Source organism: Marinobacterium rhizophilum DSM 18822 (assembly GCF_000378045.1).
Classification (GTDB): Bacteria; Pseudomonadota; Gammaproteobacteria; order Pseudomonadales; family Balneatricaceae; genus Marinobacterium_A; species Marinobacterium_A rhizophilum.
The window spans coordinates 49,476-67,217 of record NZ_KB899109.1; the positions used below are offsets into that span (position 1 = coordinate 49,476).

Annotated in this window: 20 protein-coding genes; 8 read left to right on the forward strand and 12 right to left on the reverse strand. The window is 59.7% G+C overall.

Features of this window, described 5'->3' with window-relative positions:
- Window positions 1–5 precede the first annotated feature (5 nt).
- Both F451_RS0119490 and F451_RS0119495 read left to right on the forward strand, forming a co-directional pair.
- Entirely contained in the window at window positions 6–3,863 is a 3,858-nt protein-coding gene (locus tag F451_RS0119490) for a YhdP family protein (RefSeq protein ID WP_020683095.1), read from the forward strand.
- Between the two features lie 70 nt (window positions 3,864–3,933).
- Entirely contained in the window at window positions 3,934–4,767 is an 834-nt protein-coding gene (locus tag F451_RS0119495) for a carbon-nitrogen hydrolase family protein (protein ID WP_040880211.1), read from the forward strand.
- Window positions 4,768–4,861: 94 nt separating this feature from the next.
- Here F451_RS0119495 and yjgA read toward each other — a convergent pair whose 3' ends face one another.
- The 12 genes from yjgA to F451_RS0119555 form a co-directional block, all read right to left on the reverse strand.
- Window positions 4,862–5,395: a ribosome biogenesis factor YjgA gene (gene yjgA / locus F451_RS0119500; protein WP_020683097.1), complete on the reverse strand. Its 534-nt coding sequence runs from the start codon at window positions 5,393–5,395 to the stop codon at window positions 4,862–4,864.
- 11 nt (window positions 5,396–5,406) lie between these two features.
- The gene (gene mgtE / locus F451_RS0119505) at window positions 5,407–6,756 is read right to left on the reverse strand and encodes a magnesium transporter (protein WP_020683098.1); all 1,350 of its coding nucleotides are present in this window, start codon (window positions 6,754–6,756) and stop codon (window positions 5,407–5,409) included.
- A 174-nt stretch (window positions 6,757–6,930) separates the two neighbouring features.
- The gene (locus F451_RS0119510; protein WP_020683099.1) at window positions 6,931–7,200 is read right to left on the reverse strand and encodes an HPr family phosphocarrier protein; all 270 of its coding nucleotides are present in this window, start codon (window positions 7,198–7,200) and stop codon (window positions 6,931–6,933) included.
- A gap of 42 nt (window positions 7,201–7,242) precedes the next feature.
- A complete protein-coding gene (gene rapZ / locus F451_RS0119515) occupies window positions 7,243–8,103 on the reverse strand; it encodes an RNase adapter RapZ (RefSeq protein WP_026291903.1) in 861 nt (286 codons plus the stop codon).
- A gap of 66 nt (window positions 8,104–8,169) precedes the next feature.
- Window positions 8,170–8,628, reverse strand: a complete 459-nt coding sequence (gene ptsN / locus F451_RS0119520) for a PTS IIA-like nitrogen regulatory protein PtsN (RefSeq protein WP_020683101.1) — start codon at window positions 8,626–8,628, stop codon at window positions 8,170–8,172.
- Between the two features lie 18 nt (window positions 8,629–8,646).
- Window positions 8,647–8,937 (reverse strand): ribosome hibernation promoting factor, encoded by a 291-nt coding sequence (gene hpf, locus F451_RS0119525; RefSeq protein WP_020683102.1) that lies wholly within the window; start codon window positions 8,935–8,937, stop codon window positions 8,647–8,649.
- Window positions 8,938–8,987: 50 nt separating this feature from the next.
- Window positions 8,988–10,502 carry an RNA polymerase factor sigma-54 gene (locus F451_RS0119530; RefSeq protein WP_020683103.1) on the reverse strand — a complete coding sequence of 505 codons (1,515 nt, stop codon included), beginning with the start codon at window positions 10,500–10,502 and terminating at the stop codon, window positions 8,988–8,990.
- A gap of 179 nt (window positions 10,503–10,681) precedes the next feature.
- Window positions 10,682–11,410 (reverse strand): LPS export ABC transporter ATP-binding protein, encoded by a 729-nt coding sequence (gene lptB, locus F451_RS0119535; protein WP_020683104.1) that lies wholly within the window; start codon window positions 11,408–11,410, stop codon window positions 10,682–10,684.
- The gene (lptA, locus tag F451_RS0119540) at window positions 11,407–11,913 is read right to left on the reverse strand and encodes a lipopolysaccharide transport periplasmic protein LptA (RefSeq protein WP_020683105.1); all 507 of its coding nucleotides are present in this window, start codon (window positions 11,911–11,913) and stop codon (window positions 11,407–11,409) included. Before lptA ends, lptB begins: the two co-directional genes overlap by 4 nt.
- On the reverse strand, window positions 11,900–12,469 hold the full coding sequence (gene lptC, locus F451_RS26910; protein ID WP_020683106.1) for an LPS export ABC transporter periplasmic protein LptC: 570 nt from the start codon (window positions 12,467–12,469) through the stop codon (window positions 11,900–11,902). The genes lptA and lptC overlap by 14 nt, the downstream gene beginning before the upstream one ends.
- Before the next feature lie 3 nt (window positions 12,470–12,472).
- A complete protein-coding gene (locus F451_RS0119550) occupies window positions 12,473–13,024 on the reverse strand; it encodes a KdsC family phosphatase (protein WP_020683107.1) in 552 nt (183 codons plus the stop codon).
- Complete coding sequence (locus tag F451_RS0119555; RefSeq protein WP_020683108.1) at window positions 13,024–13,998, reverse strand: KpsF/GutQ family sugar-phosphate isomerase; 975 nt, start codon at window positions 13,996–13,998, stop codon at window positions 13,024–13,026. Before F451_RS0119555 ends, F451_RS0119550 begins: the two co-directional genes overlap by 1 nt.
- Before the next feature lie 339 nt (window positions 13,999–14,337).
- Between F451_RS0119555 and F451_RS0119560 the strand changes: the two genes are divergently transcribed.
- From F451_RS0119560 to F451_RS0119585, 6 genes are all read left to right on the forward strand, one after another.
- Entirely contained in the window at window positions 14,338–15,147 is an 810-nt protein-coding gene (locus tag F451_RS0119560; protein WP_020683109.1) for an ATP-binding cassette domain-containing protein, read from the forward strand.
- Between the two features lie 3 nt (window positions 15,148–15,150).
- Window positions 15,151–15,933: a lipid asymmetry maintenance ABC transporter permease subunit MlaE gene (mlaE, locus tag F451_RS0119565; RefSeq protein WP_020683110.1), complete on the forward strand. Its 783-nt coding sequence runs from the start codon at window positions 15,151–15,153 to the stop codon at window positions 15,931–15,933.
- Between the two features lies 1 nt (window position 15,934).
- A complete protein-coding gene (gene mlaD / locus F451_RS0119570; protein ID WP_026291904.1) occupies window positions 15,935–16,393 on the forward strand; it encodes an outer membrane lipid asymmetry maintenance protein MlaD in 459 nt (152 codons plus the stop codon).
- An 8-nt stretch (window positions 16,394–16,401) separates the two neighbouring features.
- Window positions 16,402–17,055 (forward strand): MlaC/ttg2D family ABC transporter substrate-binding protein, encoded by a 654-nt coding sequence (locus tag F451_RS0119575; RefSeq protein ID WP_040880212.1) that lies wholly within the window; start codon window positions 16,402–16,404, stop codon window positions 17,053–17,055.
- A complete protein-coding gene (locus F451_RS26105) occupies window positions 17,055–17,351 on the forward strand; it encodes an STAS domain-containing protein (protein ID WP_020683113.1) in 297 nt (98 codons plus the stop codon). The genes F451_RS0119575 and F451_RS26105 overlap by 1 nt, the downstream gene beginning before the upstream one ends.
- 123 nt (window positions 17,352–17,474) lie before the next feature.
- Window positions 17,475–17,717 (forward strand): BolA family protein, encoded by a 243-nt coding sequence (locus F451_RS0119585; protein WP_020683114.1) that lies wholly within the window; start codon window positions 17,475–17,477, stop codon window positions 17,715–17,717.
- The last annotated feature ends 25 nt before the right edge of the window (window positions 17,718–17,742 follow it).

Sequence of the window (17,742 nt, forward strand, 5' to 3'; positions counted from 1 at the left end):
CCGGCATGAACATCAGGCTGGGGCGGGTGCTGGGTGGACTGGGCTGGTTCTGCGCCGGCTTGCTGCTGCTCATCGCCCTGCTGGTGACGCTTTTGCGCCAGTTCCTGCCTGCGGTTAGCGAATATCGAGAAGAGTTGACCGCGATGCTCAGTGAGCAGCTCGGCGTGCCGCTGGATATTGAAGCTGTGCATGCCCAGTGGCGCGGCAGTTGGCCGGTGCTTTCGGTGAGCGGGGTGCGTGTTTTTGCCAGCACGGACTCGGGACCCGAACTGCGCGCCCGGATTCATCATCTCAGTGTCGAGTTAGACCTGCCGGCGACCCTGGTCAACAGGGTCCCGGTGTTTCGTCAGGTAGAGCTGAGCGGGCTGCAGCTGACCTGGCGCGAGCGGGACGGGCGCTGGATGCATCGTCCCGGAGCGGGCGAAGGCGGGAGCGGCCTCAAGGCCGATGCCTGGAACCGGATGCTCGGGCTGGCCATGATCCAGCCGGCGGTGTCCATTTCTGATGTACAGCTTACCCTCGTGCCGGAGCTGGGCGTGCCTCGGGTGCTCAGCGTGCCGCAACTGACGTTGCAAAACAGCCTGCAGGAACATCAGCTGGGCGGTACCCTGTTGCTGCCGGCGGCCGGCGATGCGGGGGCCGTGCGCTTTGCCATCGAAACCCGCGGTGCTGCCCAAGACCTGTTGCAGGCACAGTATGATTTTTACCTGTCGCTGGATGACCTGGGCCCTGATCTACTGAATCTGGAGCTGCTGCCCTTTAAGATCGACCGGCTGCGCGCCAGCACCGAGTTTTGGGGGCGCATTTCAGACGGTCAGCTGGATCGTCTGCAGGGTTCCCTCGCGGTGGCGGAGTTCTCCGCCGCATCGCCCGATCTGCCCGATATTACTGACGCCCTTACAGACTTTGCGTTACTGCGCAGCGGTGACCGCTATCAGTTACAGCTGAACCAGCTGGCACTGAACAGTGCCGGAGCGGGGCTTGTGGTGCCGCAAATACTGCTAGAGGCGGTGTGGAACAAGGGTGAGCTGAAGCCCGGCCAGATTGCCGGTTCCGGGATCGACATGGCACCGTTGGCGCACTGGCTGCAGCGCCAGCCATTTCTGCCCCAGGGGTTGAAGCACGCATTGCAGCCCTTGGCGCCAACGGGGCAGCTGACACGCTTTCGCGCAAACTGGCCTGAAAATGATGACTGGAGCGCTTTTGAGCTCCAGGCCGATCTCGACCGCCTGTCGAGCGAGGCGGCCTGGGGGGCTCCGCGAGTCAGTGGTGTCAGCGGCCGACTGGAGGCGAACCTGCGCGGTGGGCGTATTCACCTGGCCACCACCGATTTCGAGCTGTTCTTTCCCGATCTCTATGACAAGGGCTGGCACTACGACCAGGCCGGTGGCGTCGTGCGCTGGTCACTGGAGCCGGACGCCGTTGTCATCGGCAGCGAGCTGCTGCATCTGACCAATGAGTCGGTATCGGCGGCAGGGCGTTTCAGCATGCGACTGCCCTATGCCAGTGAAGAGCAGACCGAGCTGACCCTGATGATCGGCATGACCGACAGTGACGCGCTGCAAACGGCCAACTATGTGCCGCCGGAGGCGGTGGGGCGCGGCCTTTACGACTGGCTGGCCGGTGCGATTCGCGCCGGCCGGGTACGCCAGGGCGGGTTTCTGTTGCATGGAGGTACCCGCAGGCTGGAAGCACGCGTAGCGCCCACCGTGCAGATGTTCTTTGACGTGGAACAGGCTGATATGGCCTACCAGTCGGGTTGGCCCGCAGTGAAGGATGGCCAGGTCTTTGTGATGCTGCGTGATCGCGCCCTGTTGGTGGAGGTCGAAGACGGTCAGCTGATGGACTCGCGGGTTGAGCATGCGCGTGTCTATCTGCAGGGGCCGGATGCACCTCTGCAGATCGACGGGCAGCTCAGCGGCGATGCCGGCGATATTCATCGTCTGCTGATGGAATCCCCGTTGCGCCCGCTTGTCGGTGATGAGCTGGCGCAGTGGACACTGAGCGGCAAGGTACAGAGTGCGCTGCGGCTGGCGATTCCGCTCGACGGCAAGCGTCAGCCCAGTGTTGCCGTTGCAACGCGCCTGGCCAGCGGCACGCTGGCGTCCGAATCACTGCGACTGGCATTTTCTGATCTGCGCGGTGATCTGCATTACAGCACGGCAAAAGGGCTGCGCAGTGAACGGCTGGATGGCAAGATGCTGGGTCAGCCGGTGCGGGCTCAGATCAGCACGCCGGGCACGGTACCCTGGCGTACCCGGATCAGTCTTGCCGGTGAACTGCCCATGGCGCAGCTGGCAGACTGGAGCGAGCTGGATATTCTGCGAGATCTCACGGGCAGGACCGGCTATAACGCCCGGCTGGATTTGTGCAGCGGTGCCGAGGACTGTAACAGGCTGGTGATTACCAGTGACCTGGCCGGTGTGGCCGTGCCCTGGCCCGGGTTTTTGGGCAAACCGGCGACCGAACCCCGCGCATTGTCCGTGGTGCTGGGGCTGAATGAGGGGACGCTGCGGCTGAATTATGATGAGCGACTCAGGGCAATATTCGGTATCGCACCGTCGGTGGCGGGACGCGGCCGCATCATGTTCGGCGGCGCACGACCGGAGTTGCCGTTGCTGGCCGGGCTCTGGGTCGACGGGCGCATCGAGTCTGTGAATACCGACCAGCTGGAGGCGTTTCTGCAAGCGCAGGGCTGGCTCGGCGGCGCTGAGGGCGGCTCTGGCAGTGGTACCGAAAGCCGGGCGGGAGCCGGCGCAGCAGGGGCCGGCAGCACCCTGGTGCTGCGTGCGGTGAACGTCCAGGTGGGGCAACTGGATGTGCGCGGCATGAAGTTCGCCCAGGCCAAGGTGCATTTGGCGACGGCGCCCTGGCAGCTGACGCTGGAGACCGCAGCACTGGATGCCACCCTGAGCTGGCCTGTACAGCCGGGGCAACCCTACCGGCTGCAGATCGATACGCTGCACTTGCCTGAGCCCGACACTGCGCCAGCGCAGCAAAGTCGCGACACGGTTGGTGCGCCTGAGCCGATTGACCTTGGTGGGGTCCCTGCGGTGGATGTCAGCGTCAGTAGCTTGAGCCTGGGGGCGCGGGATCTCGGACGCTGGCAGTTTTCGCTGCGCCCGCAAGGTGAGTGGCTGGCTGTTGAGGCAATCGAGGGACGCATCGGCAGCCTGGATGTGCTCGGCGAGGGGAGTTGGCGCGAATTGCCCGCCAGCAGTACGGAGCTGACGCTCAAGATTAACGGGGGCGATATAGGCGCCGTGCTCGAGGCCCTGGGCAGTGGTCGGGCGCTCAGTTCCGAACATACCGATGCCTACCTGCAGCTGGGGTGGTTGAGCCGGCCCTGGGATATTTCACTGGCCAGCGCGCAGGGTGAGCTGGCATTCAGGCTCAAGGACGGGCGCATCATCGAAAGCGGCGGCGCGAGCAATATCCTGCGTATTTTCGGTATTCTGAATCTCAACAGCCTGGCGCGGCGGCTCAAACTGGACTTCTCCGACCTGTTAAAAAGTGGCCTGGCCTTCGATAGCCTGTCGGGACGTTATGCCTTTGAGCGCGGCATGGCACGAACGCTTGAGCCGCTAAGGCTGCAAGGCCCTTCGGCCAACATGACCATGACCGGCAGCCTTGACCTGCAGGCCGAGACGGTCGAGCAGGAAATGGAGGTGATTCTGCCGCTCACCAGCAATATTCCGCTTGCCGCGGTTTTGCTGGGAGCTCCCCAGGTCGCTGGCGCGGTGTTTCTGATCGACAAGCTGATCGGCGACAAGCTGGAAAAGGTCACCTCGATTCGCTATCGCGTGTCCGGCGGATGGGATGATCCGGAGGTGTCGATTATGCGTTCAGAGGCGCCGCAGTAAGCTTGCCCGGCGTGCCCTTTGGGCAGGCCCCGGGGCGGCGGCGGAACGGCACAAAACGTGAGAGGTGGAAATGTCGCGTTGCGCAGTGGTACAGATGGTGTCCGGGCCGGATTTTTCGGCCAACCTGGGGACGGCGGAGCGCCTGGTGCGCGGAGCTGCGGCCGACGGTGCGCAGCTGGTGCTGTTGCCGGAAAATTTTGCCCTGTTTGACTCGTCCGGCCTGCGCACGTTGGCGCAAGGGCAGGGGCGGGGGGAATTGCAGCAGCGCCTGGGTGCACTTGCCGCAGACGCGGGTGTCTGGCTGGTGGCAGGTTCCGTGCCGCTGATGCTGCTGGATAATGGCAGCGAAGTCGCGGCGGGACGGGTGCGTTCAGCCAGTCTGGTGTTTGATGATCAGGGTCGGCAGCGGGCGCGCTATGACAAGCGTCATCTGTTTGATGTCGATGTGGCGGATACGAAGGGGTGTTATCGCGAATCCGATTATATCGAACCCGGCACTCAGATCGTGCTGGTCGATACGCCCTGTGGGCGCCTTGGGCTGAGTATCTGCTATGACCTGCGTTTTGCCGATCATTATCAGCGCTTGCGCGATGCCGGCGCAGAGCTTGTTAGCGTACCTTCGGCTTTTACCGCTGTTACCGGCGCCGCGCACTGGGAGTTGCTGTTGCGCGCCCGGGCGGTGGAGTTCCAGTGCTATGTGCTGGGGGCTAATCAGGGTGGGCTGCACGGCAATGGCCGCGAGACCTGGGGCCATTCCATGATCGTCGATCCTTGGGGCAAGGTTGTCGCCCAGCTCGGGTTTGGTGAAGGCTGGTGCGCGAGTGAGATCGACGTGCAGGAATTGCAGCGCATACGCCAGAACATGCGAGTCGGCGAGCATCGGCGCAGGGCGGCTATCGAATAAGCACTTTAGCGGGCATTTGCACTAAAGCCGGAACTGCTGCCCGCAGCTCCGGCTTTTTCGTTTACGCAGGTATGGAGCAATGCAGGCTCCGGGGTCAGCTCGGCTCTTCTGCCAGTTCGCGCAGGTATTTGAACAGTTTGCGCGAACTTGCCGGTGGCTTCTGTTGCTGTGCCTCGCGCTGTGCGTTGCGTATCAGTTGGCGCAGGTGCTGGATATCGGCGTGGGGGAAGGCGGCGACGTAGTCGGTCAGGTCGTCCGGCGTGCCGTTGATCAGGCGATCGCGCCAGCGCTCCAGGCGGTGAAAGTGGGCGTCGTGGGCCTGTTTGCCGGCCTCGAAACTGTCGAGGGTCTGGCTGATGGCTTCGCTGTCGGCCTGGCGCATCAGGCGGCCAATGTACTGCAACTGGCGGCGGATGGCCTCGCCTTTTTTCAATCGGCGGCACTCGTCGATCGCTTCGCGCAGGGTCTCGTCCATTGGCACCTTGGCCAGCTGATCCTTGTTCAGGGCAACCAGCTTTTTGCCGAGGTCCTGCAGCGCATTCATCTCACGCTTGATCTGGCTTTTACTGACCCACTCTTCTTCCTGGTCGGCGGGGTCAATGTTTTCGAAATCGTCTTCGTTATTCATAGTTCGGTTCTTTAACTGTAAAAATAGGTGGCCAGTCCGAGGAAGGCGAGGAAGCCAACGACGTCGGTAATGGTGGTGAGCAGAACGCTACCGGCCAGAGCCGGGTCTATGCCGGCAGCCTTGAGGCCGATGGGCAACAGTGTGCCGGCCAGGGCGCCGGCAATCAGGTTGATAACGATGGCCGCCGCGATAATGCCACCAATATGGATATCCTGAAACCAGATGATCGCCACGGCGGCGACCACGGACGCCCAGAGCAGTCCGTTCAGTGCGCCTGCGGCCAGCTCGCGGTTGAGCAGCCAGCCGACGTTGGAGCGTTCCAGGTGCCCGAGTGCCTGGCCGCGAATGACAAGCGTCAGCGTCTGGCTGCCGGCGATGCCGCCCATGGAAGCGACAATGGGCATCAGCACGGCGAGTGCGACGACCTTTTCGATGGTCTCTTCAAACATGCCGATGACCGCCGAGGCAATGAAGGCGGTGAGCAGGTTGACGCCCAGCCAGATGGCCCGGTTACGCGTCGTTCTCATTAGGGGTGCGAAGGTGTCGGCGTCTTCTCCCAGGCCCGCCATGCTCATCAGAGAGTGGTCGGCATCTTCACGGATGACATCGACCACGTCATCGATGGTAATACGCCCGAGCAGTTTGCCATCCTCGTCTACCACCGGAGCTGATACCAGGTCGTGCTGCTCAAACAGCTGTGCGACCTCGCTGTCCGTCATCGTCGCCTCGATGGGCTCGATGTCGGTGCTCATGATTTCGCGCACCATGATGTCCGGGTCTGATACCAGCAGTTTGGTCAGGGGCAGAATGCCAATGTAGACGTCCCGGCGGCTGACCACGAACAGGCTGTCCGTCATCTCCGGTATTTCCTTGTGGCGGCGAATATAACGCAGCGCCGTTTCCACCGTGATGTCCGGCCGGATCGTCACGGTATCCGTGTTCATCAGGCCGCCGGCGGTGTCCTCGTCATAGGACAGGACCTGTTCTACCCGGGTGCGGTTCTGGATGTCCATGGTCTGCAGCAGTTCGCGCATGATGCGCTCAGGCAGCTGCTGCAGCAGGTCGGCCATGTCGTCTATATCCAGGCCTTCGGTGATCTCGAGGACTTCCCGGGCTTCCATGCGGCTTAGAATCTCGGCCTGGACGTCATAGCCCAGGTGCTGCAGAACGTCGCCTTCCAGATCCTTGTTGACCAGTCCCCAGAGCAGCTGGCGTTCCTTTGGCGGGGACTTGTCCAGCAGGTGTGCGATCTCCACCGGGCGCATGCTGTTGTTCAGCGTATGACGCACCTGACGTAGCTCACCGCTGTCCATGGCGGCGTTCAGTCGTTCGATCGGAGAGAGTGGCTCTTTACTGCTCATGAAATCCTTGTGCTGACCAACGGCTGCTGAGGCAGGGGGAACTGAATTGGGTTGCCCCTGATATCGGGTTCGGCGGCTCTGGCTTGGCAGGTGCGCCGGGGAGGTCAGTATACCGGAATCGGCCAGCGGGTATCAGCGGGGTCAAGGGTTGGGCAGGGGGCAAAAACGGGTTTTTTATTCGCCTTCGCCGAAATAGTCTTCAATCAGCGCGGTTATGGCGTCCATGGCGGCCTGTTCGTCCTCGCCTTCGGCACGAATCAGCAATTCGGTACCCTTGCTGGCGGCAAGCATCATGACGGACATGATGCTTTTGCCATCGACTTCGCGCCCGTCCTTGTTGATGCGGATCTGGCTGGAAAACTTTCCGGTGGTGCTGATCAGTTTGGCAGCTGCGCGGGCGTGAAGTCCCAGCTTATTTATAATTGTGATGTGCTTTTCGATCATGCCGGGGCGTATCCTCGATCAATAAATCCATGGGTCCGGCGTTTAATTCAGTTCGCGATGACGGACATGCACATTATCCACAGACCGCCGGAAATGGCCAGCGAGTTGCTCTGCGATAAAGACCGAGCGGTGCTGTCCGCCGGTACAGCCGATGCCAATGGTGATATAGCTGCGGTTGTTGCTCTTGAAGTGAGGCAGCCATTTTTCGATAAAGTTGCGGATGTCGCTGATCATTTCAGCCACTTCCGGGGACTGCTCAAGAAAACCGATGACGGGGTCGTCCATGCCGGTAAAGCCGCGCAGCTCCGGAATCCAGAACGGGTTGGGCAATACCCGGACGTCGAAAGTGAAATCGACATCCAGAGGTACCCCGTGCTTGAAGCCAAAGGATTCAAACTGCAGTGAGATCTGCTGCTCGGTGCGCTGGGATACGCGCAGCTTGATGCTGTCGCGCAGGTCATACAGCTTGAGGCGGGTTGTATCGATGCGCAGGTCCGCCAGGGTGGCGATGGGCTCAAGCAGGGCTCGCTCGTTTTCAATCGCCTGCTGCAAGCCTGTGTTCTCGCCGGAGAGGGGATGCTTGCGGCGCGTGGCGCTGTAGCGCTTGAGCAGCGTCGGATCCGACGCATCCAGATACAGTACTTCGGTGTTTACCTCGGCATAGCGGGTGCGCAAATTATTGAGCAGCTTGGGAAACTGTCGCAGGTTGCTCAAAAGGTTGCGGGCATCGATGCTGACAGCCAGTTTTTCCGGCGGCATCGAGTCCTTCAGCATTTGCTCGATCAGGCTGGGCAGCAGCAGGGCGGGAAGGTTGTCGATACAGTAAAAGCCGACGTCTTCCAGTACCTGCAGCGCGGTACTTTTACCGGATCCGGACAGGCCACTGATGACAACCAGTTTCATACCCATGCCACCAAAGTGGATGTTGCAGGGGCGAATGCCGGGGAGTTGGACATGGCGTTTAGCTGCTCAGTGCGAGGCCAGATGCAGTGTCGTGTCGAAAAGCTGCTGGTCAGAGGTGGTGTCGCGAAGTGCCGCCAGTACTTCTGCGCGGCTGAAGAGTTCGGCCAGCATGGCCAGGGTTTGCAGGTGATCATCGGTAGCCTCTGAGGGCACCAGAAGTACGAAAATGAGGTCAACCGGCTGGTTGTCGATGGCGTCAAAATCAATCGGCTCGGCGAGCTTGATCATCATGCCGCTGGCCTTGGTGGCGTTTTCGAGCCGGCAGTGGGGAATGGCGATGCCGCTGCCGATACCGGTGCTACCAAGCCGCTCGCGGCCGATCAGGCCGCTGAAGATTTCTTCAGCGGCCAGCCCTTGTACCTGTTCGGCGATCAATTTACTGGCCGTTTCCAGTACGCGTTTTTTGCTGCCCCCATCCAGGTTGCAGAATGTAAGGGCGGGGGTCAGCAGTTCATGCAGATACATGGGCGTATTCGTTTACCGTTATTTGTGGTTTTTGGTTTTTTCTTTGTGCTTGATAATCTGACGATCAAGCTTGTCGGTCAGGCCATCGATGGCGGCATACATGTCTTCGTGTTCGTGAGTCGCAAACAACTTGCCTCCTGCAAGGTGGACATCGGCTTCTGCCTGTTGGCGCAGTTTTTCTACACTCAGGGTAACCTGGACATTGGTGATGTTGTCGAAATGCCGCTCAAGTTTACCGAATTTGCTGTGTACATACTCGTGCAGTGCATCGGTGAGTTCGACGTGATGTCCTGTGATGTTGATCTGCATAGTTATCTCCTAGTCAACAGCGGCGAAAGATCGCCTTGTTTGCATCTCAATTAAACCAGACGCTTGCGCTCATTAGAAGGTGCAATGTTCATTGCTTCACGGTATTTCGCCACTGTGCGCCGGGCGACCTTGAATCCCTGCTCATCCAGCAGCTGGGCGATCTTGCTGTCACTCAGTGGTTTGGTGCTGCTTTCGGCCGCCACCAGGCGCTTTATCAGGGCGCGGATGGCCGTAGATGAGGCTGCGCCACCGTCGTTGGTGCCAACGTGGCTCGAGAAAAAGTACTTCAGTTCGAAGATGCCCCTTGGGGTATGCATGTACTTTTGCGTTGTGACACGGGAGATGGTCGATTCATGCATCTCGACAGCTTCGGCAATGTCGTGCAATACCAGCGGCTGCATGGCTTCTTCGCCCTGTTCCAGGAAGCCTTCCTGGCGCGCGACGATTTCCCGCGATACCTTGAGCAGGGTTTCGTTGCGGCTTTGCAGGCTCTTGATAAACCAGCGGGCTTCCTGCAGGTGGTTTTTCAGGTAGGTATTGTCAGAGCTGTTGTCGGCGCGCCGGATCAGGTCCGAATACTGGGTGTTGATGCGCAGGCGCGGTGCCGTGTCCGGGTTGAGCGTGACGGTCCAGAATCCCTTGACCTTGCTGACCACGACATCGGGTATGACATATTCTGCGGTGCTTGCCGTGATGCTGGCGCCGGGCTGGGGGTTCAGGCTCTGAATCAGCAGGATAACTTCCTGTAACTGCTGTTCCTTGAGGCGTGTGCGCCGGAGCAGCTGTTTGTAGTCTCGGCTGCCCAGCAGCTGGATGAACTCGCTGACGACGCGAATGGCTTCCTTGCGCCACGGGGTCGAGTCCGGCATCTGGCGCAGCTGAATGGCAAGGCATTCGCCCAGGTCCCGTCCGCCGACGCCGGCCGGGTCAAATTGCTGGATGCGGTGCAATACGGCTTCGATATCTTCGGGTTCAATGTCTTCGAAGTCTGCTGGGTTCTCTTGTTTGAAGTGTTCCAGCAATTCATCCAGTGAGATGCGCAGATAACCATTGGAATCGATACCGTCGACAATGCCTGTCGCAATAAGGCGATCAATGTCGCTCATGGGTGTCAGGTTGAGCTGCCATTCCAGATGATCCTGCAGCGTTTCCTCGGCGGTGTCGTTGGACTCCATGGTGCCGTCGTCATCGCGGGCAGGGCCGCTGGGCTGGTTGCTCTGGAAGGTATCGTCCCACGAGCTGTCGGTGCCGAGCTCTTCCGGGATGTCATCATTCCACTTGTCTTCGGCCTGGGGGCTGTCGTCAGCGCTTTCCGCATTGTTGCGTTCGCGCTCGGCCTCGCTGGTTTTTTGCGGGGCTTCGGAATTCTGGTGCTCGTTGTAGTCGGCATCCGGCGCTTCGTCGTGCTCATCGTCCGAGGATTCGAGCATGGGGTTGTTTTCGAGCGCTTCCTGGATTTCCTGTTGAAGGTCGAGTGTCGACAGCTGAAGCAGGCGTATGGCCTGCTGCAGCTGCGGCGTCATGGTCAGGTGCTGACCAATTTTTAGATGGAGCCCTTGCTTCATAGAAATACTGCGTTATCTGTGAGAGTGGGTCGAGTTGCTGTGCATTATATGCCTAACCGTGACCTGCGTGCGTCGTCTATCTGTCTAACGGGCCACTGAAAGTCTGCTCGGGTGCAAATACCTTGGTTAATCCGTGCCGGTCACAAGGCCTGCGCCGATCCTTTGCCGGGTATGCCGGGCTAAAGTCTGAATTGTTCACCCAGGTACGCGGCCTTGACCTGCTCATTGGCGATAATGTCCGCGGGTGTACCCTCGGCCAGAATGCCGCCTTCGCTGACTATATAGGCGCGCTCGCAGATATCCAGGGTTTCGCGCACGTTGTGGTCGGTGATCAGTATGCCGATGCCCTTGGTCTGCAGGTGCCGGATGGTGTTCTTGATATCGTTGACCGAAATCGGATCCACGCCGGCAAAGGGTTCGTCGAGCAGAATAAAGGTCGGCTCGGTAGCGAGGCAGCGGGCGATTTCAACACGGCGGCGCTCCCCGCCGGACAGGGCCATGCCGAGGCTGTTGCGAATATGCACGATGTGGAATTCTTCCAGCAGCTGCTCTAGCCGCCGCTCGCGGCCGGCACGATCCAGGTCGCGGCGGGTTTCAAGAATGGCCATCAGGTTGTCGCGTACGCTGAGCTTGCGAAATATCGACGCTTCCTGGGGCAGGTAGCCGAGCCCCTGGCGTGCGCGGCCGTGCATCGGCAGCGCGGTGATGTCGGTGTCGTTGAGCAGGACCTGGCCATGATCGGCATTGACCAGGCCGACGATCATGTAAAAGCAGGTGGTCTTGCCGGCGCCATTGGGGCCCAGCAGGCCCGTGATCTGACCGCTTTTCAGGTGCAGTGAAACGTCCCGCACGACTTCGCGTCCCTTGTAGCTCTTTGCCAGTTGGCGCGCTTCCAGTGTGCTGGTCATTGATCAGCCCCTTTGGGCTGTATGACCATCTGCACGCGGCCCTGGCCATCGTCGCCGCTAAAGGCATTAACCAGTGACTTTTCCAGGTTGTAAACGATCTTCTGCCCGGTGAAGGTGTCTTTTTGCTGCACCACCCGGGCATTGCCGGTGATGGTTATTTCCTGGCGGTTGACCTGGTAGTCCATACGTTCGCCATAGGCATTGGTGAGCGGCTTGTCGCTGGCCGCCTGCTGCTGGAATTTGACGTTACCTGTGGCCAGAATGCGGCTGACTCCGGAGGCATTGCGGTGCAGGTCGACGTTGCGGGCGTTGATTTTAAGCGTGCCCTGGGCGATTTCGACATTGCCGGAATAAGTCGTGATGCCGGTGTTGTCATCGATGGTGGCCGTGTCGGCGCTGATGTGGATCGGCTGGTTGCGATCCGTCGGCAGGGCCAGGCTGGTGCCGGAAATACTCAGTGCCAGCAGGGCTGCCAGCCAGAGGCGGGTGTTATTTGGTTTCATAGCGTCCCTCGACATCGGACATTAGCTCGACTTGGCGGGTGTTCAGGTTGGCCTTCATGCCGTTGGCCCGGGTTTCCCCATCCTGGCTGAACAGCGTGACGGCAGTGTCGGTTTCAATCAGTTGCTGCGACGGCGTCAGGGTTAGCGTCTGGGCCTCCAGTCGCAGCGGTGTGCTGTTGGCGGAGCTGCTCAGTACGCTGACGCTGCCGCTGAGCGTGACCTGCTCGCTGCTGTCCTGCATTCGGCCGTGCTCGGCGCTGATCAGAACCTCGTCCCGGGACTCGTTGCGAAATAAAACAATATCCGGGGTCAGGGCCTTGAGTTCGCCGTGGCTCGGGTAGTGCTCCAGCTGCGGGGAGCGCAGCTCCTGATGCAGTTGCCCCTGGCTATCAAACTGACGAATGGTGGCGTCGCGCAGATAATAGTCAGTATCTGCACGACCGGGGGCCAGTTCAGGCGCCGCTGTTTCCGTCGGCGCCCGGTCGGCGCCCCAGTACAACAGTATCGGCGCCAGCAGGGCAGTGGCAAGGATCAGGCGCGTCCGGCTGCTCAGCATGGTTTACAGGTACTCGCCGAGAAGTGACTCGAGTTGTCCTCGGGCACTGAGTATCTGTTCGCAGAATTCGCGTCCGGCGCCGGCGCCGCCAGCCCTCTGGGTGCACCAGTGAGCATATTCGAGCATCAGCGGGTGGCCGTTGGGCACCGTGGCGCCAAAGGCGACGGCGCGGATGGCGCCGAGATCCGGCCAGTCATCGCCGATGTAAGCCGTGGTGTCACTGCCGTGTTCCGACTGGGCCCAGACTTCCTTGAGGGCGACCAGTTTGTCTTCGCGGCCCTGGATCAGGTAGGTAATGCCCAGCGCCTTGGCACGCAATTCCACCTGTGGGGAGCATCTTCCGGTAATGATGGCTGTTTCGATGCCGGCTTGCTGCAGCAGCTTGATGCCCAGGCCGTCGAGCGTATTGAAGCTCTTTACTTCGGTGCCGTCGGGAAGAAAGTTGAGGTGGCCATCAGTCAGGACACCGTCAACGTCAAATACGGCCAGGGTTACCTTGCGCAGGCGTTCAACCAGTTCGGCGGAAAGCGGTGCGGATGTGTTGAAAAAACTCATCAGATAACTCCAGCTTTGAGCATGTCGTGCATGTTCAGGGCCCCTACGGGACGGCGGTTGTCATCCACCACCAGCAACGCATTAATCTGCTGCGACTGCATGATCTGCAGGGCCTCGGCGGCGAGGATGCCGGCAGGGACGGTGGTGCAGTCCGGCGTCATGACCTCGCTGATGGCGGTGTTCTTCAGGTCGAGGTCCCGGTCCAGCGTACGGCGCAGGTCACCGTCGGTAAACAGGCCGCACAGGCGTCCTTCGCTGTCGGTCACGGCGGTCATGCCCAGGCGCTTGCGGGTCACTTCCAGCAGCGCCTGGTTAATGGATGTATCGCTACTGACGCAGGGGATATCGGCGCCGGTATGCATCAGGTCGCTAACCTTGAGCAGCAGGCGGCGGCCCAGGCTTCCGCCCGGATGGGAAAATGCAAAATCCTCGGCGCTGAAGCCGCGGGCTTCCAGCAGGGCGATGGCCAGCGCATCGCCCATGACCAGTTGCGCCGTGGTGCTGGACGTGGGGGCCAGGCCCAGCGGGCACGCTTCACGCTCGACACCGATGTGCAGGCTGGCATCTGAGGCCTGGGCCATGGTGGAATTGGGATTGGCCGTAATGCTGATCAGCGGTGCATTCATGCGCTTGATCAGTGGCAGGATGGTGACGACTTCAGAGGTTTCGCCCGAGTTGGACAGGGCAATGACCACGTCCTTGGACGTAATCATCCCCATGTCGCCGTGGCTGGCTTCACCGGGGTGGACAAAAAAGGCCGGCGTGCCGGTGCTGGCGAGTGTCGCTGCGATCTTGTTGCCAATATGGCCGGACTTGCCCATGCCGGTGACGATAACGCGCCCCTCGCAGGACATCAGCAGGTCACACGCGCGGGTAAAGTCGCCGTTCAGGTGGTTAAGAAGGTCGGATACAGCATCACGCTCCAGTTCGATGGTGCGGCGTGCGGTGCTGAGATAGTCGAAGGTTTCGCTCATCTAAATTCGGCCTTGAGGGTTATTAAGAGATCATGGCTATTTAAGTACGCACAGTGTACAGCAGCACCGGATTTTCGGCACAGTGAACTGCTATTGACCGTCGTTGGCGACGCTGCTGTGCCGCCTCGGCGGCACTGCATATGCGGGTCGCGGGCCGCGCAGGGAGACTATTAGAACAGAATGGGAAGTCGGTGCAAACTTGGTGCCGGAATTCAGCTGCCGTGAATGCCCGGCGCCAACTAAGATTTCCGGTTTGTGCGCTGCAATGATATATTTCAGCCTTTTAATCTGCCAAGGCGAAGACTACAGCGGGCTCATGGTCGACCTGCTGCTTCATATATGGAAAACATCGAAGATTTCATAATCAATATCAGTGACTTGAGCTTTTCCCGTGGCGACCGCACCATCTTCCGCGATCTGAACATGCAGATACCGCGCGGCAAGATAACTGCGATCATGGGACCCTCGGGCACCGGTAAAACCACTCTTCTCAAGCTGATTGGCGGTCAGCTGCTGCCTGACACCGGGCGCATTGAGGTTGAGGGGAGCAATATACCCACTCTGTCGCGCTCGGATCTGTTTGAAGTGCGCGCCCGCATGGGCATGCTGTTCCAGAGCGGGGCGCTGTTCACCGACATGTCCGTCTTCGAGAACGTCGCATTTCCGCTGCGGGTGCATACCGACTTGCCGCAGGACATGATCCGGGATGTGGTGCTCATGAAGTTGCAGGCCGTTGGGCTGCGCGGTGCACGGCACCTCATGCCGAGTGAACTGTCCGGCGGCATGTCGCGGCGCGTGGCGCTGGCGCGTGCCATCGTGCTGGATCCCCATATTGTCATGTATGACGAGCCTTTTACCGGGCAGGATCCCATTGCCATGGGGGTGCTGGTCAATCTGATTCGCCGCCTGAACCAGGCACTGGGGCACACCAGCATTATTGTTTCACATGACATTCAGGAAACCCTTGGTATAGCTGATTACATCTACCTCGTATCGGGTGGTTCGGTGATTGCCCGCGGCACCCCGGCCGAACTCAGGGCCGACGAGTCGGAACAGGTGAAGCAGTTTATGCACGGGCTGCCTGATGGCCCAGTCGCGTTCCATTTTCCGGCTGATGACTATCAGACCGAACTGATGAAAGGGTTGTAAAGGATGCTGGATCGCCTTCAGGCGCTGGGCCATATCGGGCTGGAAGGGTTGTCTGCCCTTGGCCGCTCCGGGTCGTTGCTGGCGCATGCACTTATCGCGCGGCCCCAGCCGATGCTGATGTTTCCGCTGTTGCTGAAGCAGATCTACTTCGTGGGTGTGCTGTCGCTGGTTATCATTCTGGTGTCGGGCACCTTTATCGGCATGGTGCTGGGCCTGCAGGGCTACACCATCCTGGTCAGCTATGGCTCCGAGCAGGCCGTTGGTCAGATGGTGGCGCTGAGCCTGGTGCGTGAGCTTGGGCCCGTGGTAACGGCCCTGCTGTTTGCCGGTCGAGCCGGCTCCGCGCTGACCGCTGAAATTGGCCTGATGAAGGCCACCGAGCAATTGTCCAGCATGGAGATGATTGGGGTTGATCCCTATCGGCGCATTATTGCACCGCGTTTCTGGGCCGGGTTTATCTGTCTGCCAATCCTGGCAGCCATTTTCTCAACGGTTGGTGTCTGGGGCGGAGCCCTGGTCAGCATTGACTGGCTGGGAATCTATGAGGGTTCTTTCTGGGCCAATATGCAGCATTCCGTGGACTTCTATGATGATGTCCTTAACGGCCTGATCAAGGCGGTGTCGTTTGGTTTCGTGGTGACCTGGGTTGCGGTATACCAGGGTTATGACTGCGTGCCGACCTCCGAGGGGATCAGTCAGGCGACAACGCGTACCGTGGTGTATGCGTCGTTATGGGTGCTGGGGCTGGACTTTATTCTCACCGCTTTGATGTTTGGAGATCTGTAAAATGCGTACGAGGGTGGTTGAGATCAGTGTCGGCGGCTTCATGCTGACAGGGATCCTGGCATTGATTCTGCTGGCACTGAATGTCAGCGGTCTGAAAATGTCTGATAGCGGGAGCAGCTATCGCGTGTTGGCACGGTTTGAAAACATTGGTGGGCTTGCGCCCAGGGCAAAGGTAACGCTGTCTGGTGTCCAGATTGGTCAGGTACGGTCAATTACGATTGACGATCGTCTGCTGATGGCGGTGGTGGAGATGGATATCAACGATTCGGTGGACTATCTGAGTCGTGACAGCTCGGCACAGATTCTTACCGCGGGTCTTTTGGGCGAACAGTATATCGGCATTACGCCCGGCGCCGATGAGGAAATGCTCGAAGACGGCGATGCGCTTGAAAATACCCAGTCGGCGCTGGTGCTGGAAAACCTGGTAAGCAAGTTTCTTTTCAACAAGGTTAGTGAGTGAGGTCTGTCATGAAACGATTGCTAACAAGCGTTGCGTTGATGTGTTCGCTGCTGCTGTCGGCATTGCCGGCGCAGGCCAGCTGGGAAGCGGCCAGTGATGTGGTTGAGAAAGTGACCAATGATATGGTGGCGCTGCTGGAAGAGGGCGTGGATATCAATGACGAGGCGTCGCTCAGTGCTGCCATGGGGCGGGTTGAGAAGCGTCTGGACGGGGTGATTGATTTTAACTACATCTCGCAGCGCGTGATGGGCAAGTTCTATCGTCGCGCGAATGATGCCGAACGGGCCCACTTTGCGGCAGTTTTCAAGCACACAATGGTCAAGACCTACACCAAGGCGCTGGCCGGGTTTGAAATCAACCGTGTTGAGGTTGCCGCGCAAGGTCCCGAGAGCCCCGAGCCGGACAAGCAGGTTGTCACGCTGGATGTTTACTCCGGTGCCGGCACCAAGTACAGCCTGGTCAATTACATGCTGGAACGCGACGGTACCTGGCAGCTGGTCAACGTGATCCTTGACGGCATCAACCTGCGTCTGACGTTTACCAATCAGTTTGCCGACCTGGCCGAGCGCAATAACGGTAATATCCAGCGGGTAATTGATAGCTGGGAGGGTCAGGTTGACAGTCAGGCAGGCAATCAGGTGACCAAATCCGAGGGTAGCTGATGCAGGCCTCTGTCGAAGTGCGCGCTGCCGATGAGGTGGCGCTGAGCGGTGACCTGCGTTTCTCCACGGTATCGGCGGTGCGCGAGCGCCTCGAGCGATTGATAGCGACGGGTGAGTCGCTCTGTGTGGTCGATTTTGCTGCCGTTGCCAGCGTCGACAGCGCCGCGTTGTCGCTCTGGCTGTGCTGCCTGCGCGAAGCGCAGGAGCACAATGTCAGCCTGCAGGCCCGCAATGTGCCTGATGATTTGCTGTCAATTGCCCGTCTTGTCGGCCTGAGTCACCTGTTCAGCGAATAACGTACAGTGACTGTTGTTTAAGAGGCTTGGGCCAGCCTCCTTGCCCGGCGTCGCGTTTTGGCTCTCATTCGGCTATTATTCTGCGCCTTGTTTTGATTTGAAGAATGAGTGTTGGAGAGCGGTATGCAAGCGCAAGAAGTAAAGCAGATTATTGAATCTCAGCTTGAGGGCTGCAGTGTTTATCCCGCTGGTGAGGGTTGTGACTTCCAGGTGACCGTGGTGGGTGACCTGTTTGCCGGCCTGACACCGGTCAAAAAGCAGCAGCTTGTATACCAGTGCCTGCAGCAGCATATCGCCAGTGGCGCCATTCATGCGCTGACCATCAAGACCTACACTCCGGAACAGTGGCAAGCGCTGCAATCCTAAGCCGCGTTTAACGACAGGATCCCTG